22 protein-coding genes are annotated in these 24017 nt (G+C 63.2%); 7 read left to right on the forward strand and 15 right to left on the reverse strand.

What is annotated here, in order from left to right; all coding sequences use genetic code 11:
• Positions 1-60: 60 nt before the first annotated feature.
• Positions 61-420, reverse strand: coding sequence for a YbaY family lipoprotein (locus tag R9B85_RS18225; protein WP_112251018.1), 360 nt, complete (start codon positions 418-420; stop codon positions 61-63).
• 79 nt (positions 421-499) lie between these two features.
• Positions 500-2986 carry a glycerol-3-phosphate 1-O-acyltransferase PlsB gene (gene plsB / locus R9B85_RS18230; RefSeq protein ID WP_423770422.1) on the reverse strand — a complete coding sequence of 829 codons (2487 nt, stop codon included), beginning with the start codon at positions 2984-2986 and terminating at the stop codon, positions 500-502.
• A 232-nt stretch (positions 2987-3218) separates the two neighbouring features.
• On the opposite strand from plsB, the gene R9B85_RS18235 reads away from it, so the two are divergent.
• Positions 3219-3428, forward strand: a complete 210-nt coding sequence (locus R9B85_RS18235; RefSeq protein ID WP_003252255.1) for a cold-shock protein — start codon at positions 3219-3221, stop codon at positions 3426-3428.
• Between the two features lie 117 nt (positions 3429-3545).
• On the opposite strand, the gene R9B85_RS18240 is transcribed toward R9B85_RS18235, so the two are convergent.
• The 4 genes from R9B85_RS18240 to R9B85_RS18255 form a co-directional block, all read right to left on the reverse strand.
• The gene (locus R9B85_RS18240; RefSeq protein ID WP_112251022.1) at positions 3546-3923 is read right to left on the reverse strand and encodes a hypothetical protein; all 378 of its coding nucleotides are present in this window, start codon (positions 3921-3923) and stop codon (positions 3546-3548) included.
• A 17-nt stretch (positions 3924-3940) separates the two neighbouring features.
• Positions 3941-4753, reverse strand: a complete 813-nt coding sequence (locus R9B85_RS18245; protein ID WP_207877144.1) for a putative RNA methyltransferase — start codon at positions 4751-4753, stop codon at positions 3941-3943.
• A complete protein-coding gene (gene dapE, locus R9B85_RS18250) occupies positions 4753-5904 on the reverse strand; it encodes a succinyl-diaminopimelate desuccinylase (protein ID WP_112251026.1) in 1152 nt (383 codons plus the stop codon). The genes R9B85_RS18245 and dapE overlap by 1 nt, the downstream gene beginning before the upstream one ends.
• A gap of 195 nt (positions 5905-6099) precedes the next feature.
• The gene (locus R9B85_RS18255) at positions 6100-8691 is read right to left on the reverse strand and encodes a glycosyltransferase (protein WP_207877142.1); all 2592 of its coding nucleotides are present in this window, start codon (positions 8689-8691) and stop codon (positions 6100-6102) included.
• 119 nt (positions 8692-8810) lie between these two features.
• Between R9B85_RS18255 and tcdA the strand changes: the two genes are divergently transcribed.
• Positions 8811-9620, forward strand: a complete 810-nt coding sequence (tcdA, locus tag R9B85_RS18260) for a tRNA cyclic N6-threonylcarbamoyladenosine(37) synthase TcdA (protein WP_181457314.1) — start codon at positions 8811-8813, stop codon at positions 9618-9620.
• 112 nt (positions 9621-9732) lie between these two features.
• On the opposite strand, the gene R9B85_RS18265 is transcribed toward tcdA, so the two are convergent.
• The 6 genes from R9B85_RS18265 to R9B85_RS18290 form a co-directional block, all read right to left on the reverse strand.
• Positions 9733-10143, reverse strand: a complete 411-nt coding sequence (locus R9B85_RS18265) for a SufE family protein (RefSeq protein WP_112251031.1) — start codon at positions 10141-10143, stop codon at positions 9733-9735.
• Positions 10140-11345 carry a cysteine desulfurase gene (locus R9B85_RS18270; RefSeq protein ID WP_423770423.1) on the reverse strand — a complete coding sequence of 402 codons (1206 nt, stop codon included), beginning with the start codon at positions 11343-11345 and terminating at the stop codon, positions 10140-10142. Before R9B85_RS18270 ends, R9B85_RS18265 begins: the two co-directional genes overlap by 4 nt.
• Positions 11346-11426: 81 nt before the next feature.
• On the reverse strand, positions 11427-12461 hold the full coding sequence (gene dapD / locus R9B85_RS18275) for a 2,3,4,5-tetrahydropyridine-2,6-dicarboxylate N-succinyltransferase (RefSeq protein WP_025337969.1): 1035 nt from the start codon (positions 12459-12461) through the stop codon (positions 11427-11429).
• A gap of 31 nt (positions 12462-12492) precedes the next feature.
• A complete protein-coding gene (locus R9B85_RS18280; protein ID WP_025337970.1) occupies positions 12493-12840 on the reverse strand; it encodes an ArsC family reductase in 348 nt (115 codons plus the stop codon).
• Between the two features lie 125 nt (positions 12841-12965).
• Positions 12966-13265, reverse strand: a complete 300-nt coding sequence (gene graA / locus R9B85_RS18285; protein ID WP_004375387.1) for a type II toxin-antitoxin system antitoxin GraA — start codon at positions 13263-13265, stop codon at positions 12966-12968.
• 8 nt (positions 13266-13273) lie between these two features.
• A complete protein-coding gene (locus tag R9B85_RS18290; RefSeq protein WP_112251035.1) occupies positions 13274-13552 on the reverse strand; it encodes a type II toxin-antitoxin system RelE/ParE family toxin in 279 nt (92 codons plus the stop codon).
• A 249-nt stretch (positions 13553-13801) separates the two neighbouring features.
• Here R9B85_RS18290 and R9B85_RS18295 point away from each other — a divergent pair, with 249 nt between their 5' ends.
• Positions 13802-15448, forward strand: coding sequence for a Na+/H+ antiporter (locus tag R9B85_RS18295; RefSeq protein WP_112251037.1), 1647 nt, complete (start codon positions 13802-13804; stop codon positions 15446-15448).
• Positions 15449-15572: 124 nt separating this feature from the next.
• On the opposite strand, the gene dapC is transcribed toward R9B85_RS18295, so the two are convergent.
• The 3 genes from dapC to map are packed head-to-tail and all read right to left on the reverse strand — an operon-like array spanning position 15573 to position 20327.
• Positions 15573-16769 carry a succinyldiaminopimelate transaminase gene (gene dapC, locus R9B85_RS18300; protein ID WP_207877138.1) on the reverse strand — a complete coding sequence of 399 codons (1197 nt, stop codon included), beginning with the start codon at positions 16767-16769 and terminating at the stop codon, positions 15573-15575.
• A gap of 30 nt (positions 16770-16799) precedes the next feature.
• Positions 16800-19502, reverse strand: coding sequence for a [protein-PII] uridylyltransferase (locus tag R9B85_RS18305; RefSeq protein WP_207877136.1), 2703 nt, complete (start codon positions 19500-19502; stop codon positions 16800-16802).
• Positions 19503-19544: 42 nt separating this feature from the next.
• A complete protein-coding gene (gene map / locus R9B85_RS18310) occupies positions 19545-20327 on the reverse strand; it encodes a type I methionyl aminopeptidase (protein WP_004375406.1) in 783 nt (260 codons plus the stop codon).
• A 411-nt stretch (positions 20328-20738) separates the two neighbouring features.
• Here map and rpsB point away from each other — a divergent pair, with 411 nt between their 5' ends.
• From rpsB to frr, 4 genes are all read left to right on the forward strand, one after another.
• Positions 20739-21476, forward strand: coding sequence for a 30S ribosomal protein S2 (gene rpsB / locus R9B85_RS18315; protein WP_003252287.1), 738 nt, complete (start codon positions 20739-20741; stop codon positions 21474-21476).
• A 186-nt stretch (positions 21477-21662) separates the two neighbouring features.
• A complete protein-coding gene (tsf, locus tag R9B85_RS18320) occupies positions 21663-22526 on the forward strand; it encodes a translation elongation factor Ts (protein ID WP_207877134.1) in 864 nt (287 codons plus the stop codon).
• Positions 22527-22706: 180 nt separating this feature from the next.
• Complete coding sequence (pyrH, locus tag R9B85_RS18325; protein WP_056796398.1) at positions 22707-23450, forward strand: UMP kinase; 744 nt, start codon at positions 22707-22709, stop codon at positions 23448-23450.
• Positions 23447-24004: a ribosome recycling factor gene (gene frr / locus R9B85_RS18330; protein ID WP_013971251.1), complete on the forward strand. Its 558-nt coding sequence runs from the start codon at positions 23447-23449 to the stop codon at positions 24002-24004. Before pyrH ends, frr begins: the two co-directional genes overlap by 4 nt.
• Positions 24005-24017: the final 13 nt, after the last annotated feature.

A 24017-nucleotide genomic window follows, 5' to 3' on the forward strand; every position in this document is an offset into this window, starting at 1 on the left:
TCAGTTGCGGCGCGGCTACCGTAAGGTGATTGCGTCCGTTAGTCGCTGGTGCGGACGGGGTCAGAGGGAAAGCTGGCCTGGGCCGCTAGCAATCTGGTCGACCGTCACACGTTGGGTACCGGACACTGTGCCTGGCTCGATCGAGTGACGGCTGGTGTTGATGTAGTGCAGTCGATCATCTTTTTCGATGCGCACGGCGAGGGCATAACTACGGCGTGGATCGATCAGGCTGCTGTCAAAAGTCAACGGCAGATTGATCGGCATCAGGCCGCCACAGCGCAGGCGCAGCTCGGCAAGGCTGATGGCCGGTGCGTCCGCCATGGAGACATCGATCAGGCTCAACTTGACCAGCCCGGACGGTGGAAGGGTGTTATCGCCAGAAGAAACGATTTCAACGTTGAATGATTTCATTAGCGTCATTTCAGAACTCCTTGACAGGGGGGGCAGATGCAGCACATCGATACTCCCCCCTCTCAAGGGGCGTGAGCAGACTGAAAGCCTACCCTTGCACCAGATCCACCGGCTCATCACGGTGCAACGCCACCTGGCGGATCGACAGGCGCAGTTCCGCCGACAGCACACGCTTGGCCACGCCTTCTGCCAATTCGCCGAGCTTGTCGTGATAACCCAGCTTGCCTTGCGCGTCAGCGTGCAGCACTCCTTGCTCGACCAAGGTCTGGATGAAGTGGCGGAACAGGGTCTTGTCGAAGAACTCCGGGGCGTTCAGGCCATGCAAGATCGACAGGCGCTGGGCCATCATCACGCACAGGTCTTCCAGTTCTTCGGCGCTGAGGCTGTTCTGTCCGCTGTTGAGCAGCAGCGAAGTTGCCATGTAGAAGCGCTGCAGGGTCTGGGTGATGGTGCGGGCGAGCAGGGTGAGCAATACGAACTGCCGCGAGCTGGGTGCCGGGCGAATGTAAGTATCGTTGTCCTGGCGCAGCAGCCCTTGCTCGACCAGTGCGGCCAGCCACTGGTCGATCACCGCATCCAGCTGCTCCGGCGTCCAGCGCAGGAACAGTTCGGCCTGCAGGTAAGGGTACAGCGCATGCACATACTGGCCCAGCAGTTCGCGGCTCATGCGCGAGCTGCTGAGGAAGAAGCTGGCCAGCAGCGCCGGCAAGGCGAAAATGTGCAGCACGTTGTTGCGGTAATAGGTCATCAGCACCGCGTTGCCTTCATCCAGGTACAGGATGCGGCCAAGGGCGTCCTTCTGCTCGGCGACCAGGTTCATGCCGCGCACGTGTTCGATCAGCGCCAGGCCATCGCCCTCGGGCAGGGTGGTGTGCGGCGAATAGGGCACCTGGCGCAGCAAGGCCAGGTACAGGTCGAGCACGCGGGTCAGGGCGCGCTCGTCCAGGGCCAGGCGGCTGGTGGACAGCAGCGCCAGGGCCACCAGGTTGACCGGGTTGATCGCGGCCGCCTCGTTGAGGTGGCGGGCCACGGTTTCGCCCAGGCGGGTGGTGGCGGCGTTGAGCCAGGCAGGGCGGTATTGCGGGCCGTGGTCCTGTTCACGCCAGCCGGGCTGTTGCTGGTCGAGGAAGCCGGCCAGGCGGATCGGTTCGCCAAAGTTCACATACACCTGGCCAAAGCGCTGCTTTAGCGCACCGAATACCTTGAAGATGTCGAAGATCGACTCTTTCTTCTTGCTGGCACCGCGCAATTCGCCCAGGTAGGTGCGCCCTTCGAGCACGCGTTCGTAGCCGATGTACACCGGCACGAACACGATCGGTGTGCGCGACGAGCGCAGGAAGCTGCGCAAGGTAATGGCCAGCATCCCGGTGCGTGGCTGCAGCATGCGCCCGGTGCGCGAGCGGCCGCCTTCGACGAAGTATTCGACCGGGAAACCCTTGGTGTAGAGGGTGTGCAGGTATTCATTGAATACTGCGGTGTACAGCGGGTTGCCCTTGAACGTACGGCGCATGAAGAAGGCACCTCCACGGCGCAGCAGGTTGCCCACCAGCGGCATGTTGAGGTTGATGCCCGCAGCCACGTGCGGCGGTGTCAGGCCGTTGCGGAACAACAGGTACGACAGCAGCAGGTAATCGATGTGGCTGCGATGGCACGGTACGTAGATCACTTCGTGGCCAGGGGCGATGCCCTGCACCTGGTCGATGTGGTTGACCTTGATGCCGTCGTAAATCTTGTTCCAGAACCAGCTCAGCACCACTTCGAGAAAGCGGATGGCGGTGTAGGTGTAGTCCGAGGCGATCTCGTTGCCATAGCGCAGAGCCTGGGCTTCGGCCTTGGTCAGCGGCAGGTTCTCGCGCTGCGCCTCATCGACGATGGCCTGGCGCACCTGGGGGGCGTGGATCAGGCCCTTGACCAGGTTGCGCCGGTGCGAGATGTCCGGGCCGATGACGGCGGTCTTGAGGTTGCGAAAGTGCACGCGCATCAGGCGCTGGGCCATGCGCACGGTGCGCTCGTGGCCCTTGTTGTGCTGTACCAGTTCGCGCAGGTGGATGGGTGCGGAGAACTGCACCCGGGTCTTGCGCCCGAGGATCAGTACGGTCAGCAGCCGGCGCAGGCGCCCGGTAACTGCCCAGCTGTCGGCGAACAGCAACTTCCACGGGCTGGACTCACTCGCCGGGGTCTGGCCCCAGAACACACTGACCGGAATGATCTGCGCATCCTCTTCGGCATGCTGGCTGACGGCGGCGACCAGGCGCTCCAGGGTGGGCGGGGCGCCGCGCTTGTCATGGCGGCCAAGCCAGTCCGGGTCCGGGGTCAGGTAGAAGAATGCCGCCTGTTCCTGCAGCGGGCCAACCGCTACTGGCAGCACCGGGCGCGGCAGGCCTGCCTTGGTGCATTCATGGTCGAGCACGGCCAGGTCGGTGAGTGCGGGCGAGGGCAAGGCGTAGAACACCGGGCGGCTGCGGTCGAGCTTGAGGGTGAGGGAGGACTGGTTGATGGTCTCGGAGCGCACCCACAGGTACAACAGGCGACGCAGGGCGCCGAAGATCAGGCGGCGCAGGGGGGAACGGGTCATGGGGTGTGTGCCCTGGGTGTGATTTTCAGGTGGGTATCCAGCCATTTAGTCTGCCGTATCCGCGCAAGTTCAGCAAAAATCGCCGAACGGCGCGACGGTCATCAAATTTTTTTGTTCTGTGTCATATACTCGGCCTGCCACTTGCAAGATATTTGCGCAAGCGGCGTCGACACAGGGAGCAGACCCTGTGTCTGCAAGGCGATCTTCACAATAAAAATCCGGAGTAGTTCAGATGTCGTCTCGTGAGACTGGGAATGTAAAGTGGTTCAACGATGCCAAGGGTTATGGCTTCATTCAGCGCGAAGGTGGTGCGGATGTCTTCGTCCACTATCGGGCGATCCGCGGTGAGGGGCATCGTACCCTGGTCGAAGGGCAACGGGTGGAATACGCCTGCGTGCAGGGCCAGAAAGGCCTGCAAGCCGAAGACGTAGTGGGCCTCTGAGCCTCAAGCTGTAACGGTTTGTGTGGGAGCCGGCTTGCCGGCGATCACCGGCGAAGCCGGTGCCAGGCACCGTGTTGCCTGCATCGCCGGCAAGCCGGCTCCCACAAAAAATACCGCTCAAGCGGTGCGCCAGGTGATTTCCTCTTCACCGTCGGCGCTGATGCGGACCCAGCGGTCGGCATCTTCTTCCCCATCTTCTTCCACCCAGCCACCTGGCGCGCAACGCACTTCCACACCCAGTGCAGCAAATGCAGCGCGGGCGCAGGCGACGTCATCGGCCCACGGCGTCTGGTCGCTTTCCAGGTACAGGCTGTTCCATTTCCCTACAGCCTTGGGTAGCCAGGTGACCGGAATGTTACCGGCCAGGCATTTGAAGGTATGGCCTTTCTGCTTCCATTCGCTGCATGGGCCGATTGCCTGGGCGAGCCACTCGGCAATCTGCTTGTGGTCGACGTCGGCGTCCTTCAGGTAGATCTCGATATCAGGTTGGCGCATAAGGGCTCCGGGTGTGCTCAGTCTTGGCGCACGAAATAGTCATAACGCATGGAAACCGTGACTTCGAACGGCTCGGGCTGGTCGATGACCCGGGCACGCTTTTCGGCACTGGCGCGCCAGCCGTGCGGGGTCATGGCCAGCAGGTCGGCGCGGGCCTTGGGTGCGGCCAGGCTCAGGCGGAACTCCAGGGTTTCGCTGTGGGCATGGGCCATGCCTTCGGGGACCAGGGCCAGGTGTTTGTCGTCGGCATACGGGCGCACTTCATCGTAGAGCACTTCGCGCAGTTCCATCAGGTGGCCGCTGGTGGGGCCGACCCGCATCAGGCCGCCGCCGGGGCCGAGCAGGCGCTTGGCCTCGGCCCAGTCCAGCGGGCTGAACACGCTGGCGATGAACTGGCAGCTGGCGTCGGCAAGCGGCACGCGGGCCATGCTGGCGACCATCCAGGTAACCTCGGGCGCGCGGCGGCAGGCACGCTTGACTGCCTCGCGGGAAATGTCCAGTGCGTAGCCGTCGGCAGCCGGCAGAGCCTGGGCGATCTGCGCAGTGTAGTAACCCTCGCCACAGCCGATGTCCAGCCAGGCCCCGGGCTGGCGCTCGGCGGCCAGCTCGGCCAGGCGGCGCGCCACCGGCGCGTAGTGGCCGGCGTCGAGAAAATTGCGGCGGGCTTCGACCATGGCCTGGTTGTCACCGGGGTCGCGGCTGTTCTTGTGCTGCACCGGCAGCAGGTTCAGGTAACCCTGGCGGGCCCGGTCGAAGCGGTGGCCGGCCGGGCACACCACACCGTTGTCGAGCCGGCTCAGTGGCGCCTGGCAAAGAGGGCAGGCGAGCATCAGGCGAGCAACCGGACCAGGGTCTGGTAGTAGATTTCGGTCAGCAGGTCGAGGTCGCTGGCCAGAATCCGTTCATCCACCTGGTGGATGGTGGCGTTGACCGGGCCGAGTTCGACCACCTGGGTGCCCATGGTGGCGATGAAGCGGCCATCGGAGGTACCGCCGCTGGTCGACGGCTGGGTGTCGCGGCCGGTGACGCCCTTGATGCTGGCCGAAACGGCGTCCAGCAATTCGCCCGGTTCGGTAAGGAACGGCAGGCCCGACAGCGCCCAGTCGATCGACCAGTCCAGCTCATGCTTGTCGAGGATTGCCGACACCCGCGCCTGCAGGTCTTCGACAGTCGACTCGGTGGAGAAGCGGAAGTTGAACAGTGCGGTCAGGTCGCCCGGGACCACATTGGTGGCACCGGTGCCGGAGTTGAGGTTGGAGATCTGGAAGCTGGTCGGCGGGAAGAACGCATTGCCTTCGTCCCAGTGCTCCGCCGCCAGTTCTGCCAGGGCCGGTGCGGCCAGGTGGATCGGGTTGCGTGCCAGGTGCGGGTAGGCCACATGGCCCTGCTTGCCGCGCACTGTGAGCTTGGCGCCCAACGAGCCTCGGCGGCCGTTCTTGACCACGTCACCCAGCAGGGTGGTGCTGGAGGGCTCGCCAACGATGCACCAGTCCAGGCGCTCGTTGCGTGCTTTCAGGCGCTCGACCACGGCCTTGGTGCCATGGTGGGCCGGGCCTTCCTCGTCGCTGGTGATCAGGAACGCCACCTTGCCGCGGTGGTTCGGGTAGTCCTGCACGAAGCGCTCGCTGGCAATCACCATGGAGGCCAGGCTGCCTTTCATGTCGGCGGCGCCACGGCCGCAGAGCATGCCATCGGCGTCGATCAGCGCTTCGAACGGCTCATGCTGCCATTGCTGTACCGGGCCGGTGGGTACCACATCGGTGTGGCCGGCGAAGCACAGCACCGGGCCGTCCTGGTTGCCGTGAGTGGCCCAGAAGTTGTCGACGTCCTCGATACGCATCGGTTCCAGCTGGAAGCCCACGGCGCCCAGGCGATTCATCATCTGCGCCTGGCAGTCAGCGTCGACGGGGGTGACCGAGGGGCGACGGATCAGGTCGCAGGCCAGTTGTAGGGTGGGCGAGAGCTCGGCAGGGGCCGTCATGGGGGACTCCGGGGCAAGGCGGGGAAATCTGAGGGGCGTTATCTTATATCAAACCGTCAGGCCAATGGGGCCGCTTTGCGGCCCATCGCGACACAAGGCCGCTCCTACAAGCGATCGCGCCGCATCTGACAGGATGCGATCCACTGTAGGAGCGGCCTTGTGTCGCGAAAGGGGCGCAAAGCGCCCCCGGCATTCTCAAGCCTGCTGCGGCTCAGCGGCCTTCTCCCCAGGCTTGGGCAGCGAAGACAGGAACGCCATCACCAACGCCGCCACATAAGGCAACGACTGCACCAGCAACATCGCCACCCAGAAGCGCATGTCCGAACTCGGCAGGCCCTGCACCAGGTAGATACCCAGCGCCGCGCCCCACAACAGCAACATGATGAACAGCTCTTCCCGCGCCTCGGAAATCGCCACCAGCAACCCATGGCTGTCGGCGTTTTTCGGCGTGCGGAAGAACGGCATGCTGCTGGTGAAGAACCCGTACAGCACCGCCTTGGCGATGGTATGCGACAGTGCCAGCCCCGCCAGCGCCGCTGCAAAGGCATCTTTCAGGTTCACCCCTACGGCGCGGCGGTAAAGGAAGATGATCTTGCCGACCTTGAAGAAGAACAGTGCCAGCGGTGGAATGGCAAAGATCATCAATGGTGGGTCGACCCGGTGCGGCACGATGATCATTGCCGCCGACCACAGCAGTGCACCGATGGTGAAGAAGATGTTCATGCCATCAGCGATCCACGGCAGCCAGCCGGCCAGGAAGTGGTAGCGCTGGCCGCGGGTCAGCTCGCTACCCTTGCCGCGCAACAGGGCGCTGGCATGGTGCTTGATGATCTGGATGGCACCATACGCCCAGCGGAAGCGTTGCTTCTTGAAGTCGATGAAGGTGTCTGGCATCAGGCCTTTGCCGTAGCTGTTGTGGGCATACGCTGCCGACAGGCCCTTCTCGAACACTCGCAAGCCCAGTTCGGCGTCCTCGCAGATGCACCACTCGGCCCAGCCCAGCTCTTCCAGCACGCTGCGCCGGGTCATGGTCATGGTGCCGTGCTGGATGATCGCGTCACGGTCGTTGCGGGTGACCATGCCGATGTGGAAAAAACCCTTGTACTCGCTGTAGCACAGCTTCTTGAAAGCGCTTTCGTGCTGGTCGCGGTAGTCCTGCGGCGACTGCACCACGGCAATCTTCGGGTCGGCGAAGTGCGGCACCATGTGCTTGAGCCAGTTGCGGTCGACGCAGTAGTCCGAGTCGATCACCGCGATCACTTCTGCGTCCTTGGCGGTATGCGGGATCAGGTAGTTCAGCGCGCCGCCCTTGAAGCCGGCCAGGGGCGCGACATGGAAGAACCTGAAGCGCTCGCCGAGCTTCTCGCAATGGGCCTTTAGCGGCTCCCACACGGCTGGGTCCTTGGTGTTGTTGTCGATCACCAGCACTTCGTAGTCGGGGTAGTCCAGCGCGGCCAGGGCATCGAGGGTCTGTTTGACCATCTCTGGCGGCTCGTTGTAGCACGGCACATGCACCGACACCTTGGGCCGGTAGGCGCTGTCGGCCTGCACCGGCAGGAACTCGCGCCGGCGCTTGTGTATCCACACCGCCTCGGCCAGTTCGTGGGCCTCGGTGAGCAAAACGATGAACACGCCCAGCGCGCCGAGGGCCAGCAACACGCCCACGGTAAGGCTGAACCAGGTGCTGTATTGCTGGCTGTAGTCGTAGGCGATCCATACCAGCACCGACCCGCACAGGAAGGTGATGAAGGTCAGGAAGGTGCGGCCTCGCTGGCGCAGGGCCGAACCGTCGATGAACAGCACCATCAGGGCAATCATCGCCAGCACCACCGAGGCCACCGCCAGGGCACGCCATTGCGGGATCGCCACCACCGGGCCGTCGAAGTTGAATTTTTGCTGGCGTTCGGCGTTGTACACGCCCCAGTACGCACCCACCGAGCCTTCGTCGCTGGCCTTCCACGGCTGGTCATAGGCTTCGATGACGAAGTAGTTGTAGCCACGCCGGTTGAGGGTGTTGACCAGGGTGCGCAGGTAGATGGCCTGGTCGGCCTGGGTGGCATCGGCGCCGCCGCGCATGCGGCCGTTGCTCGGCCAGCCAACTTCCGACAACAGCAGGGGTTTGCGCGGGAACTGGTGCTTCAGCTCGCGGGCGCGGTCGAGCACGAACTCGACCGAATCCTTCATCGGCACGAACTCCCAGTACGGCAGGATGTGCGCGGCAATCAGGTCGACGTGCTTGGCCAGCTGCGGGTTTTCCTTCCAGATGTGCCATTGCTCACTGGTGGTCACCGGCACCTTGACGGCTGCGCGTACCCGATCGAGGTACTTGATCAGGTTTTCCGGGGTGACTTCTTCACGGAACAGCGCTTCGTTGCCGACCACTACCCGAACCACGCTGCGCGAGTTGTTGGCCAGCTGGATGGCCGTGGCGATTTCGCGTTCGTTGCGCTCCAGGTCCGGGCTGATCCAGATGCCCAGCGTCACCCGCAGGCCGAACTCCTCGGCCAGGCGCGGGATATCCGCCTGGGTGCCCTCCACGGTGTAGATCCGGATGCTGTCGGTCAGTTTGCTCAACTGCTCCAGGTCCTGGCGCATCTCGTTGTCACTGGGGTACTGGCCCTTCTGCGGGCTTTCGCCCAGACGGAACGGTGAATACGAGAAACCAGAGATCTGCTCTGGCCAGGCGGGGGCGGAGACCGGGCGGTTGATCAGTGCCCAGAACCCGGTGAACAACGCGGCGATGGCCAGGACCACGACCAGGTTCAGGCCGAATTTACGTGAAGACATTGTCGTCCATATGTGTCGAAGTGATAGGACATTAAAGCAGGGTTGGTAGTCTCTTTCCTAACGATGCAGGCCATGGGCCCGCTGGCATATAATGCGCGCCGGTTTTTTGGGGTATGAACATGAGCACAGAAGATCCACGCTTCGCCGGCGTTGCCCGGCTGTATGGCGACCAGGGGCTGCACCGTCTGAGCCAGGCCCATGTGGCCGTGGTCGGTATAGGCGGGGTAGGCTCGTGGGCGGCGGAAGCGCTGGCACGCAGTGGCGTGGGCGAGATCACCCTGTTCGACCTCGACGATGTGTGCGTCAGCAACACCAACCGCCAGGCCCATGCCCTGGAAGGGCAGGTGGGGCGGCCCAAGGTCGAGGTCATGGCCGAGCGCCTGCGGGCTATCAACCCGGCGTGCACGGTGCATGCAGTGGCCGACTTCGTCACCCGCGACACCATGGTCGAATACATCACCGAGAACCTCGACTGTGTGATCGACTGTATCGACAGCGTCATGGCCAAGGCGGCGCTGATCGCCTGGTGCCGGCGGCGCAAGATCGCCATCGTCACTACCGGTGGCGCCGGTGGGCAGATCGACCCGACCCAAATCCAGATCGCCGACCTGAACAAGACCTTCAACGACCCGCTGGCCTCGCGGGTGCGTTCCACCTTGCGTCGCGACTACAACTTCTCGCGCAATGTCAGCCGCAACTATGGTGTGCCATGCGTGTTCTCCAGCGAACAGCTGCGCTACCCCAAGGGCGATGGCAGCGTTTGCCTGCAGAAAAGCTTCGTGGGCGAGGGCGTGCGGCTGGACTGCTCGGGTGGCTTTGGCGCGGTGATGATGGTAACCGCGACCTTTGGCATGGTGGCGGCTAGCAAGGCGGTGGAAAAACTGGTAGCGGGGGCGCGGCGGCCTTCGGAGCGGGTCAAGCCTGAATAGACCGCGTGGGCTTCTTCGCGGGTAAACCCGCTCCCACAGGGGGCCTCATCCTCCTTGAGAGAGATGCAATACTTGTGGGAGCGGGTTTACCCGCGAAGAGGCCAGCACCGATTCAACGGTTGGAAGCCAACTCCGCCATCCGCTGCAACACCGCATGCAGCCCATTGCTGCGCGATGGCGACAGCTGACGCTCCAGGCCTAGCTGAGTGAACCACTCACGCAGATCGAGCCCGGCGAGCTCTTCGTTGGCCAACCCCTGCACCCGCACCAGCAACAACGCCAGCAGCCCGCGCAACAGGCGTGCATCGCTGCTGGCCTTGAACCGCCACAGGCCCTCGACCTGCTCGGCCACCAGCCATACCAGGCTTTCGCAGCCATGCACGCGGTTAGCCTCGGTCTTTTCGCTGTCAGCCAGCGGCTCCAGCCGGTCGCCCCACTGCATCAGCAGCCGCGCACGCTGTTCCCAACCCTTGCCCTGCTCGAAAGCTTCCAGCGCCTGGCGCGCCTGATCGGGCAGCGTCATCGCAACAGCTCCAGGCCTTGGTCCAGCGCCGCGAAGAAACGCTGCAAGTCATCGCTATCGTTATACAGCCCCAATGACACGCGGATCGCGCCCTCCAGGCCCAAACCCTTCAGCAGCGGCATGGCACAGTGATGGCCGGCACGCACGGCAATGCCTTGCTCGGTCAGCAGGTGAGCGATGTCGGCGTTGTGCACGCCTTCAATGACGAAACTGGCAAGGGCCGCCTGTGGGGTGCCGAGGATGCGTACGCCATCGCGGTCCGCCAGGCCGCGTAGCAGGTGCTGGTGCAGGCTGGTTTCATGGGCTTCGAGTGCCTGGGCATCGAGGCTTGCCAGGTAGTCCAGGGTCGCACCCAGGCCGATCACTCCGGCGATCGGCGGCGTACCGGCCTCGAACCCCAGCGGTGCCGGGCGAAAGCTGGCGCTGTGGTACTCGGCCATTTGCACCATCTCGCCGCCGAACTGCCAGTGGTGCAGCAGGTCCAGCGCCTGGCTGCGGCCGTACAGCACGCCAACGCCTTCCGGGCCGTACAGCTTGTGGCTGGAGAAAACATAGAAGTCGCAGCCGAGCTGCTGCACATCATGGCGGCCATGCACCACGCCCTGGGCACCGTCGACCACGGTTAACGCGCCTTGGGCGCGGGCATGGGCCAGCAGTGCCGGCAGCGGCTGCCAGGTGCCCAGCACATTGGACAGCTGGCTCACCGCCAGCACCCGGGTGCGCGGGCCGATCAGTTGCAGCGCCTGGTCCAGGTCGATGCGGCCATGGGCATCCAGCGGCAGCACCACCAGGCGCAGGTTGCGCCGGCGCGCCAACTGTTGCCAGGGCAGCAGGTTGGCATGGTGCTCCAGGGCGCTGACGGCAATTTCGTCACCGGCCTCGAAGCGGTGCTCCAGGCCGTAGGCCAGCAAGTTCAGCGCCGAGGTAGCACCGTGGGTGAAGATGATCTGCCGCGAGTCTGCAGCATTGAGCCAGGCGGCAACCTTGTCACGACTGGTTTCGAAGGCCTGGGTCGCCAGTGCGCCGGGCAAGTGCTGGGCACGGTGCACGTTGGCCGCGCCATGGCCGTAGTAATGGCTCAGGGCATCGAGCAAGGCTTGCGGCTTCTGGGTGGTGGCGGCGCTGTCCAGGTAGGTCTGGTGCTGCCGTTGCAGGGCGGCGATGGCGGGAAAATCGGCACGCCAGGGGGAGGGCTGGAACATGGTCGCGGGGCCTGGAATGAAAATCGGGTCTGGCACCTTGGCGCCAGACCCGATCTTAACACTTCAAACCGCCGAGGGTTCTCAGTTGTGCGCGTGCAGCGCCTCGTTCAGCTCGATGGCCGACTTGTGGGTCTTGCACTCCACCGCGCCATTCAGCGAGTTGCGGCGGAACAGCAGGTCGGTCTGGCCGGCCAGGTCGCGGGCCTTGACCACCTTGACCAGCTGGTTGTTCTCGTCCAGCAGGTTCACCTTGGTACCGGCGGTGATGTACAGGCCGGCTTCGACGGTGTTGCGGTCGCCCAGCGGAATGCCGATACCGGCGTTGGCGCCGATCAGGCAGCCTTCGCCAACCTTGATGACGATGTTGCCGCCACCGGACAGGGTGCCCATGGTCGAGCAGCCGCCGCCCAGGTCCGAGCCCTTGCCGACGAATACGCCCGCGGAAACGCGGCCTTCGATCATGCCCGGGCCTTCGGTGCCGGCGTTAAAGTTGACGAAGCCTTCGTGCATGATGGTGGTGCCTTCGCCGATGTAGGCGCCCAGGCGCACGCGGGCGGTGTCGGCGATACGTACGCCGGCCGGGACCACGTAGTCGGTCATCTTCGGGAACTTGTCCACCGAGAACACTTCCAGCAGCTCGCCCTTCAGGCGCGCTTCCAGTTGCAGTTCGGCGAGTTCGGCCAGGTCGACCGCGCCCTGGTTGGTCCAGGCCACGTTCGGCAGCAGCGGGAAGATGCCGGCCAGGCTCACGCCGTGCGGCTTGACCAGGCGGTGCGACAGCAGGTGCAGCTTGAGGTAGGCCTCTGGGGTCGAGGTCAGCGCGGCGTCTTCGGCCAGCAGGGTGGCGACCAGCGGCTTGTGGCTTTCAGCCAGGCGGGTCAGCAGGGCGGCCTGGGCGGCATCCACGCCTTTCACGGCTTCGGCCAGTTGCGCGGCCTGGGCGTTGCTGAAGGCGATGGCCTGGTTGCCACCTTGGTAACCGAGAACCGGGGCTACTGCAGCGACCAGTTCGGCGCTCGGGTTGAGCAGCGGTTGTGCGTAGAACACTTCCAGCCAGGCGCCCTGGCGGTTCTGGGAGCCGACACCGAAGGCCAGGCTGAACAGGGTATTGGACATGTGATTACCTCGTGCGAAATAGGGTAGCGGCTCAGGCCAGGGCAGCGGCATACAGGTCGGGCTTGAAGCCGACCAGGGTACGCGCGCCAAGGTCGAGCACCGGGCGCTTGATCATCGACGGCTGGGCCAGCATCAGCTCGACGGCCTTGGCCTGGTCGAGGTCGGCCTTGCTGGCGTCGTCCAGCTTGCGGAAGGTGGTGCCGGCACGGTTGAGGATGACTTCCCAGCCGTGTTCGTCGCACCAGCGATTCAGGCTGTCACGATCGATGCCTTGGGCCTTGTAGTCGTGGAATTCGTAGGCGATGGCCTGGTCTTCGAGCCAGGTACGCGCCTTTTTCATGGTGTCACAGGCTTTGATGCCGTAGAGCGTGTAGGTCATTGTGTGCATTGGGGTCACAGGCTGCCCCAATCTCTCCGTTTTCCAATTTCAGTCGCGGGATTATGCGGGAACGATCCTCGCGGCGCCACGCCCGTGGTGCCCACGTTTATTGATCAAGGTATGTCTCAAGCGACCAGGCGCTGTACCGAACCGATGATCTCATCACCGTGTTGCTGTTCGGCGGTGCGCAGATCGAAGGCGGTCTGCAGGTTGAGCCAGAACTCGGGGGTGGTGTCCAGGCAGATGGACAGGCGCAGCGCCATGTCGGCGGAAACACCGCCCCGTTCACGCAGGATGTTGTTGACGGTTGGCGTGGCAACGCCTAGCGCCCGGGCCAGTGCCGCGGCGCTGAAACCCATTTCTTTCTGAAAGTCCTCACGCAGGACTTCTCCGGGATGAATCGGACGCATACCGTTCTTGAGCATGATGCACCTCAGTGGTAATCGACAATTTCAACGTTAATCGGCCCGTTGTCGGTCCAGGTAAAGCACAGGCGCCATTGGTCATTGACACGGATACTGTGCTGGCCGGCACGGTTGCCGCTCAATGCCTCGAGACGGTTGCCAGGTGGCGACCGAAGGTCTCGCAGCTCTGTTGCGGCATCGAGCATGGCCAGTTTGCGTTCCGCAACTGACTTGATATCTGACCAACGCCGTGTCTTTCCATGAATAAAAAGTGCTTCCGTGTCGGCACAGCTAAAGCTTCGAATCATGAGGCTGAATGCTTAACGTTATTCGTTAAGCATGATTATACGACGGGTTTTCAGCAGTTCAAGCGCTGACTAGCGCACGATGCTCGCCAACCTCAGTCACGATTGCTGGGTATCATCATGTTACATATTCATCTGCCACCTGCGACTATCGTGCAGCGGCCCCGAATCGCCCATCGCCGCTAACATATTGTTTCAATGGCGATGTTTCGCCCTGTTGTCGTCTCTGGTTCACAAAGGAAGCTTTCCCGGATGCAGTCCGCCTATACCGTTCTCATCCTGCTGACGCTGGTCAGCGTGTCGAAGCTGGTCGGCCGCATGATTCCGCTGCCCTTGCCGCTGGTGCAGATCGCCGCCGGTGCCTTGCTCGCCTGGCCGACACTGGGCCTGCATGTGGCACTGGACCCCGAGCTGTTCCTGTTCCTGTTCCTGCCGCCGCTGTTGTTCGCCGACGGCTGGCGCATTCCCAAGCGCGAGTTGTGGCGCATTCGTGGGCCGGTGGTGGCGCTGGCCGTGGGCCTTGTGCTGTTTACCGTGGTCGGTGCCGGTTACTTCATTCACTGGTTGCTGCCAAGCATCCCGCTGCCCGTGGCCTTCGCCCTGGCCGCAGTGCTGTCGCCGACCGACGCCGTGGCGGTTTCGGCCATTACCCAGGACCGGCTGCCCACCCCGCTGATGCACATGCTCCAGGGCGAGGCCCTGATGAACGATGCCTCGGGCCTGGTGACCTTCAAGTTTGCCCTGGCGGCGGCGATCACCGGGGTGTTCTCGCTGACGGATGCAAGCTTCAGCTTCGTTCTGGTCGCCCTGGGCGGCCTGGCGGTGGGCGTGGCCCTGAGCTGGCTGATCGGCCGCCTGCGGGCATGGATGATCGCCCGCGGCTGGGACGACCCGGCCACCCACGTGGTGTTCATGTTGCTGCTGCCTTTCGCCGCCTACGTGCTGGCCGAGCGCCTGGGCGTGTCGGGCATCCTTTCGGCGGTGGCGGCCGGCATGATGCAGAGCTGGCTCGACCTGCTGCCAAGGCAGACCAGCACGCGCCTGCTCAACCGCAGCGTGTGGTCGCTGTTGGAGTTCGCTTTCAATGGCCTGATTTTCCTGCTGTTGGGCCTGCAGCTGCCAGACATCATCAAGGCGGTGGTCAGCCACGAAGCGACTGTATGGCCGACCCTGGCCTACCGCTGTCTGGACGTGGTGGCGATCTTTGCCGCGCTGATCTTGTTGCGGTTCATCTGGGTGCAGAGCATCTGGCGCTCGATCGGTGTGGTACGCCGCTGGCGCGGCAAGCCCGCGCTGGTGCTGATGCCCACGGCGCGTTCCTGCTGGTTGCTGACCCTGGGTGGTGTGCGCGGTGCGGTCACCCTGGCCGGCGTGATGTCGATCCCGCTGCTGATAGGGGCGGGCAAAGCCTTCCCGGAGCGTGACCTGCTGATTTTCATTGCGGCGGGGGTGATCCTGCTGTCATTGATCAGTGCCTGTATCGCGTTGCCGATTTTACTGCGCGGTATTACCAAAAGCCCGGACGAGCGGCTGCATCAGGAGGTGCAGGAAGCGTGGCGACGCACGGCCGAGGCGGCGATCCATGCGCTGGAGGCCGAGGAAGTGATCGACAGCAATGCGCCGCAGGATGCCGCGCAGGCGACTCTGGCGACCGAGTTGAAGGCGCGCTTGATGGCGGAATACCGTGATGAGCTGGACAGCTATAACGACAGCGCCGAGGCCAAGGCCCTGGCCGAGCAGATGGACCTGCTGGAGCGGCGTTTGCGCTTGCGGGCGCTGCGGGCGCAGCGGTTGGAACTGTACAACCTGCATCGCCAGCATCTGGTGGGGGATGAGGTGGTGCGGCAGGTGCTGGGGGAGCTGGATATGAGTGAGGCAAACCTGGGGGCAGTCAGGTAGATCGTGGGGCTTCCCTCTTAGGGCTCCTGTGGGAGCGGGTTCACCCGCGAACACCGGCAAAGCCGGTGCCATGCACCGCGTTGCATTCTTCGCGGGTAAACCCGCTCCCACAGGTCTTGCGAAATCAGCGGTTCTGCAGAAACGCGCGAATTCGCTCCGCCGCCTCGATGCACTCGGCCAGCGGTGCAACCAGTGCCATGCGCACACGCCCGGCACCCGGGTTCACGCCATCCACTTCACGCGACAGGTACGACCCCGGCACCACCGTCACATGCTGGGCCTCGAACAGGTCGCGGGTGAATTCGGCATCGCCGCCGGGTACCTTGGCCCACAAGTAAAAGCTGCCATCCGGGCGCTGCACATCCAGCACCGGCTGCAGGATATCCAGCACGGCATCGTACTTGGCGCGGTACTGGTCGCGATTCTCGCGCACATGCGCCTCGTCCTGCCAGGCAGCAATGCTGGCCAGCTGGGTTTGTACCGGCATGGCGCAGCCGTGGTAGGTACGGTACAGCAGGAACGGCTTGATGATCTCGGCGTCACCGGCGACGAAGCCGGAGCGCAGGCCCGGCAGGTTGGAGCGCTTGGACAGGCTGTGGAATACCACGCAGCGCTTGAAGTCGCTGCGGCCCAGTTCCGCACAGGCAGTCAGCAGGCCTGGTGGTGGGGCATCCTCGTCGAAGTACAGCTCGCTGTAGCACTCGTCGGCGGCAATCACGAAGTCGTGCTCGTCGGCCAGGGCAATCAGCTTCTTCAGGGTGGCCATCGGCACCAGTGCGCCGGTGGGGTTGCCCGGCGAGCACAGGAACAGGATCTGGCAACGCTTCCACACTTCAGCCGGCACGGCATCGAAGTCGGGGTTGAAACCGTTGCTTTCCAGGCAGGGCAGGTAGTGCGGGGTGGCACCGGCCAGCAGCGCTGCGCCTTCGTAGATCTGGTAGAACGGGTTGGGGCTGACCACCAGCCCGTCATCGGCGCGGTTGACCACGGCCTGGGTGAAGGCGAACAACGCTTCGCGGGTGCCGTTGACCGGCAGGATGTGGCGGTCAGCGTCCAGCCAGCCGGCCGGTACGCCGAAGCGCCGCTCGCACCACTGGCCGATGGCCTGGCGCAGGGCCGGCAGGCCGATGGTGCTTGGGTACACTGCCAGCTTGTCGAGGTTGTCGGCCATGGCCTGGGCAACGAACGCCGGCGATTCGTGCTTCGGCTCACCGATCGACAGGGCGATGGCGCGCTTGTCCGCCGCAGGTGCAACGCTACCCAGCAGGGCGCGAAGTTTCTCGAACGGGTAGGGCTGAAGCTGGGTCAAGGCATGGTTCATCGGCGCAAGGTCTCGTCAATCGTCTAGTCGTTAAAAGGTTACGCGGGTAGGGCTGGCATCGCTGGCCTGGCCGGCCTGCAGCTGCTGGACGATGGCCTCCTGCAGCCGGCTGCACAGCTGTGGGTCGGACAGCGGCTGGTTGTCGGCATCGGTGATGAAGAACACGTCTTCCACCCGCTCGCCAAGGGTGGCGATCTTGGCGTTCTGCAGCGACAGGTCGAACTCCAGGAAGATCCGCCCCAGCCGGGCCAGCAGGCCTGGGCGGTCGGGTGCGGTGATTTCGAGGATGGTCACCGGTCGCTGGGCATCGTTGAGAATGGTCACCTGTGGCGGGAAGTCGAAGTGCTTGAGCTGGCGCGGTACCCGGCGCTGGATGATGGTCGGGTAGTCCTCGGGGTTGCGCAGCGCTTCGGTCAGGCCATCGCGAATCTGCTTGACCCGCTGCGGGTTGTCGCCGATCGAGCCGCCGTCGTTGTCCAGCACGATATAGGTATCGAGAGTGAACTGGCTGCTCGAAGTGATGATCCGCGCGTCATGAATGTTCAGGTTCAGCTGCGACATGGCCGCCACCGTCACGGCGAAGAAGTCGTGCTGGTCGGGGGCATAGATGAAGATCTGCGTGCCACCCTCGAATTCGCGCTGGGTGGTTTCCTTGATCAGCACCAGCGGCCCGCCATCGGCCGGCTGCTGGAGAATCGCGTCACTGTGCCATGCCACGTCGGCGGCGGTGTGCTTGAGGAAGTAGTCATCGCCCAGCTGCGACCACAGTTGCTCGACGTCGTCCGGGTCGGTGCCTTCGCGCACCAGGATATCCAGCGCCGCCGATTGGGTCTGGCGAATCTGCTCTTCGCGGTCCAGCGGGTTTTCCAGGCCACGGCGCAGGGCGCGCTTGGTCTCGGTGTACAGCTGGCGCAGCAGGCTGGCCCGCCACGAATTCCACAGGCTGGGGTTGGTGGCGTTGATATCGGCCACGGTCAGCACGTACAGGTAGTCCAGGCGTGTCTCGTCGCCCACGTGCAGGGCAAAATCGTTGATCACCTGAGGGTCGGACAAGTCCTTGCGCTGGGCGGTGGTCGACATTACCAGGTGGTTCTGCACCAGCCAGACGATCAACCGGCTGTCCCAGGCCGGCAACTGGTGGCGTTCGCAGAACTTCTGCGCGTCCACCGCGCCCAGCTCCGAATGGTCGCCCTGGCGGCCCTTGCCGATGTCGTGGTACAGGCCGGCCAGGTAGATCAGCTCGGGCTTGGGCAGGCGCCCCATGAGCTTGCTGGCCAGCGGGAATTTCTCGGACACCGGCGTGTATTGCAGCTTGCGCAGGTGCTTGATGAGGTTGAGGGTGTGCGCATCGACCGTGTAGATGTGGAACAGGTCGTGCTGCATTTGCCCGACAATCAGGCCGAACTCGGGCAAATAGCGGCCGAGGATACCGTAGCGGTTCATCCGCCGCAGGTTGCGGTGGATGCCGATTTCGCACTTGAACAGCTCGATGAACAGGCTGGTGTTGCGGATATCGGTGCGGAAGGTGTCGTCGATCAGGTGCCGGTGCTCACGCAGCAGCCGCACCGTATCGGCACGTACGCCCTTGATCTCGGGGTGCTGGGCCATCAGCACGAAGATTTCCAGCATGGCGAACGGCGTGCGCCTGAACACGTTCGGCCTGGCCGCTTCTATATAGCCGTCATGCAGGCGGAAGCGCGCATTCAGGGGCTGGGTGGTGCCGCTGTCGTCATCGGCGAGGATGACTTCCTCGAAGTGCTGGATGATCAGGTCGCACAACTGGCTGATGCTCATCACCACCCGGTAGTACTGCTGCATGAACTGCTCGATCGCCCGCTTGGGGTTGTCGTCGCTGTAGCCCAGCAGCGCGGCGATGCTGCGCTGGTGGTCGAACAGCAGGCGGTCCTCGGCGCGCCCGGCCAGCATGTGCAGAGCGTAGCGCACCCTCCACAGGAAGTCCTGGGACGAGGCCAGCAGCTCGTTCTCGCTTTCCAGCAGGAAACCTTCGCCGGCCAGTGCGTGCAGGTTGAGGGTGCCGTACTGGCGGCGGGCCACCCACAGCACTGTCTGGATGTCGCGCAGGCCACCGGGTGAACCTTTCACATTGGGTTCGAGGTTGTACTCGGTGTCGTTGTACTTGTGGTGGCGGGCCTTGAGTTCAGCCCGCTTGGCCAGGAAGAAGTCCTTGCTCGGCCACATGTGCGCAGTGCTGGTCACTTCCAGCATGCGCTGGCGCAGCGCTTCGGGACCGGCAATGGTGCGGCTTTCCATCAGGTTGGTGATAACCGTCAGGTCGGCTCGGGCCTGCTCTGCGCATTCGTCGACGGTGCGCACGCTCTGGCCAACTTCCAGGCCGATGTCCCACAGCAGGGTGAGAAACCGTTCGATGGCATCGCGGTACTGCTCGTGTTCGGCGGCACCCAGCAGGATCAGCAGGTCGATGTCCGAATGCGGATGCAGCTCACCGCGCCCGTAACCGCCCACCGCGACCAGGGCGATGCCGCTCTGATCGCCCCAGTCGAACTGGTTCCAGGCCTGTTGCAGGATGTTGTCGACCAGCCAGGCGCGGGCCTCGATCAGCGGGCGAATTTCGTTGCCACTGCGGAAACGCTTGTCGAGCACCTCGCCGGCCTGGCGGATGGCTTTCTTGAAGGCGGCGATGGGGCTCGCCTTGAGGGCCAGTTCCGCCTGGAACTGGCCGCGGTCGAACAGCTCGGGGTCCACCTGGGGCATCGCGTCACGTTCCTGTCGTGGGGGTGGCCTGTGGGAGTGCGGTCAGGCCGAGGTGCGCGGGATGGTGTCGTCCTTGCGCAGGGTGAAGATCTCGTAGCCGGTCGCAGTCACCACCAGGGTGTGCTCCCACTGGGCCGAGAGCTTGCGGTCCTTGGTGATGGCGGTCCAGCCGTCGCCCAGCACCTTGGTGTCGGCCTTGCCCTGGTTGATCATCGGCTCGATGGTGAAGGTCATGCCTTCCTTCAGCTCCATGCCGGTGCCGGCGCGGCCGTAGTGCAGAATCTGCGGCTCTTCGTGGAACACCTTGCCGATGCCATGGCCGCAGAACTCGCGCACCACCGAGAAGCCGTTCTTTTCAGCGTGCTTCTGGATCACTTCGCCGATGTCGCCCAGGCGGCAGCCTGGCTTGACCAGTTCGATGGCCTTGTACATGCATTCCTGGGTGACCTTGGACAGGCGCTCGGCCCATACCGGCACGGTGCCGACATGGAACATGCGGCTGGTGTCGCCGTGGTAGCCGTCCTTGATCACGGTGACGTCGATGTTCAGCGTGTCACCATCCTTGAGCGGCTTGTCGTTGGGGATGCCGTGGCAGACCACATGGTTGATCGAGGTGCAGATCGACTTCGGGTAGCCCTTGTAGTTGAGCGGTGCCGGGATGGCCTGCTGGACGTTGACGATATAGTCGTGGCACAGGCGGTCCAGCTCTTCGGTGGTGACACCGGGCTTGACGTGTTCCTCGATCATTTCCAGCACCTCGGCGGCCAGGCGGCCGGCGATGCGCATCTTCTCGATGTCTTCTGCAGTCTTGATGGTGACGGTCATTACAGGCTCTCTACGGCGCCGTGCACGGCGCGAACAAACGGGAAAGGCCGGATTCTAGCAGAGCAGGGCGCCGATCGGTCGGCATGCGGATGGAGAATTGGGGCTGCTGCGCAGTCCATCGCCGGCAAGCCCGCGCCCACACGAATCGGTTACCCTTGTTGAAGCTGTCATCTATGGAAAGCATTCTCGCCTGTTTGGCGGGGTGCTGCAAAAGCCGCTGACGGACGCAATGGTATCCGGGTTCCGTTCGGCCGCGGTCTGTGGTATAAAATGCGCCGCTTTCGGGGATGACCCCGTCAGCATTAACCCACACACGTGTCGACACGATGACCTGGGTGCCCCGAGTTGCAGAATTCGCGGGTTGGTCATTGGGATACGTGGAGGCCCAACCCGACTTATCAAGGAACTATCATGTCCCAAGTCAACATGCGCGATATGCTGAAGGCCGGTGTGCACTTCGGCCACCAGACCCGTTACTGGAACCCGAAAATGGGCAAGTACATTTTCGGCGCGCGTAACAAGATCCATATCGTCAACCTGGAAAAAACCCTGCCAATGTTCAACGACGCTCTGTCGTTCGTAGAACGCCTGGCCCAGGGCAAGAACAAGATCCTGTTCGTCGGCACCAAGCGTTCCGCCGGCAAGATCGTCGCCGAGCAAGCTGCTCGTTGCGGTTCGCCGTACGTTGACCACCGTTGGTTGGGCGGCATGCTGACCAACTACAAGACCATCCGCGCTTCGATCAAGCGTCTGCGCGACCTGGAAACCCAGGCCGAAGACGGCACTTTCGCCAAGCTGACCAAGAAAGAAGCTCTGATGCGCTCCCGCGACCTGGAAAAGCTGGATCGCAGCCTGGGCGGCATCAAGGACATGGGTGGTCTGCCAGACGCTCTGTTCGTTATCGACGTTGATCACGAGCGCATCGCGATCACCGAAGCCAACAAGCTGGGCATCCCGGTTATCGGCGTTGTCGATACCAACAGCAGCCCGGAAGGTGTTGACTACATCATCCCAGGTAACGATGACGCCATCCGCGCTATCGAGCTGTACATGACTTCGATGGCTGACGCAGTCATCCGCGGCCGCAACAACGTTGCCGGCGGCACCGAAGTTTACGCTGAAGAAGCGGCTGCACCTGCTGCCGAGTAATTAGACGCTAGCGTCGACTTGGCACGCAAAAAGGGGGCTCTGCCCCCTTTTTGCCACCTTGAAATCCTGCTGTCAGCATCGCCCCCGCATCATGGGCTAGCTGAGATAAACACAGCGGATTCGCAGAATTGAACGCCCGTGACGAACGGGTGGAATGGTTGAAAAACTTTCCAAGAGGATTTTGAAATGGCAGCAATTACTGCAGCGCTGGTCAAAGAACTGCGCGAGCGTACCGGCGAAGGCATGATGGATTGCAAGAAGGCTCTGGAAAAGGCCGACGGCGACATCGAAAAAGCCATTGACGACATGCGTGCCTCGGGCGCCATCAAGGCCGCCAAAAAGGCTGGCAACGTCGCTGCTGAAGGCGCTATCGCGGTCAAGACCGACGGTAAATCCGCCGTCCTGCTGGAAGTGAACTCGCAGACCGACTTCCTGGCCCTGCAAGATGACTTCAAGAGCTTCGTTGCCGAAAGCATCGAAGAAGCTTTCGCCCAGAAGCTGACCGACGCCGCTCCGCTGATCGCCTCGCGCGAAGCTGCTCGTGAAGCCCTGGTTGCCAAGTGCGGCGAGAACGTCAACATCCGTCGCCTGGTGCGCGTTGAAGGTGACGTTGTCGGTGCCTACCTGCACGGCAACAAGATCGGCGCTGCCGTTGTCCTGAAAGGTGGCGACGTCGATCTGGCCAAGAACATCGCCATGCACGTTGCAGCTTCGAACCCAGAGTTCCTGCTGCCGTCGGAAGTATCGGCCGAAGCCATCGAGCGCGAGAAGGGCGTCTTCCTGCAGCTGAACGCTGACAAGATCGCCGGCAAGCCGGAAAACATCGTCGAGAACATGATCAAAGGTCGTATCTCGAAGTTCCTGGCCGAAGCCTCGCTGGTCGAGCAAGCCTTCGTCATGAACCCGGAAGTCAAGGTTGGCGAGCTGGCCAAGAAAGCCGGTGCTGAAATCGTTTCCTTCACCTACTTCAAGGTAGGCGAAGGCATCGAGAAGCCAGTCGACGACTTCGCTGCTGAAGTTGCCGCTCAGGTCGCTGCTGCCAAGCAGTAAGACAGCCCCGTCTGTCGCCCCAAAGAGGCTGCCCGCTCACGCGCGCAGCCTCTTTGTCAAAACGGCGAAGGGTTTATAAGGCCCATCGCCGCTGGCACCGAAGCGGTGCCACGCTACAGTTAGCTGGCTGCAAACAGCCCGCACGAATTTTCTAAAAGTACGCCGCAGGAGAGACTCGCAATGGCTCAGCAGGTGAGTGGTCGCCAACCTCGCTATAAACGCATTTTGCTCAAACTTAGCGGCGAGGCCCTGATGGGCTCGGAAGACTTCGGGATCGACCCGAAAGTGCTGGATCGCATGGCCCTCGAAGTTGGCCAGCTGGTAGGGATCGGTGTCCAGGTCGGCCTGGTGATCGGCGGTGGTAACCTGTTCCGCGGCGCCGCGCTCAGCGCAGCCGGCATGGACCGTGTCACTGGTGACCACATGGGCATGCTGGCCACCGTGATGAACGCCCTGGCCATGCGCGACGCGCTCGAGCGCTCGAACATCCCGGCCCTGGTCATGTCGGCCATTTCCATGGTCGGTGTCACCGATCATTACGATCGTCGCAAAGCTATTCGTCACCTCAACTCCGGGGATGTGGTAATTTTCTCCGCCGGTACCGGCAACCCGTTCTTCACCACCGACTCCGCGGCCTGCCTGCGCGCCATCGAAATCGATGCCGACGTGGTGCTGAAAGCGACCAAGGTCGATGGTGTGTACACTGCCGATCCATTCAAGGACCCACATGCCGAGAAGTTCGATCACCTGACCTACGACGAGGTCCTGGATCGCAAGCTGGGCGTGATGGACCTGACCGCAATCTGCCTGTGCCGTGACCACAAGATGCCATTGCGGGTATTCAACATGAACAAGCCTGGCGCCCTGCTGAACATCGTGGTGGGTGGCGCTGAAGGCACTCTGATCGAGGAAGGCCAAGCATGATCAACGACATCAAGAAAGACGCGCAGGAGCGCATGACCAAGTCCCTCGAGGCCCTGGCTCGCAACCTGGCGGCAATCCGCACCGGTCGCGCCCACCCGAGCATCCTGGACAGCGTCAAGGTCACGGCCTGGGGCAGCGAGATGCCGCTTAACCAGGTGGCCGCGATCACCGTCGAAGATGCCCGCACCCTGAAGATCGTCGCTCACGACAAGAACCTCAGCGCCGCCATCGAGAAGGCCATTCTCACCTCCGACCTGGGCCTGAACCCGTCCAGCGCCGGTACCACCATCCGTGTGCCGATGCCGGCCCTGACCGAGGAAACCCGCAAGGGCTACACCAAACAGGCCAGCGGCGTTGCCGAGGATGCCAAGGTGGCCGTGCGCAACGTGCGCCGTGACGCCCTGGCCGACTTGAAGAAGCTGACCAAGGACAAGGAAATCAGCGAAGACGAAGAGCGTCGCGCCGCTGACGAAATCCAGAAGCTGACCGACAAGTATGTTGCCGAGGTCGATGCCGCCTTCAAAGCCAAGGAAAAGGACCTGATGGCCGTCTAAGGCCGGGGTTTTT

The organism is Pseudomonas sp. NLJ1, assembly GCF_049486705.1.
Lineage (GTDB): Bacteria > Pseudomonadota > Gammaproteobacteria > Pseudomonadales > Pseudomonadaceae > Aquipseudomonas > Aquipseudomonas inefficax.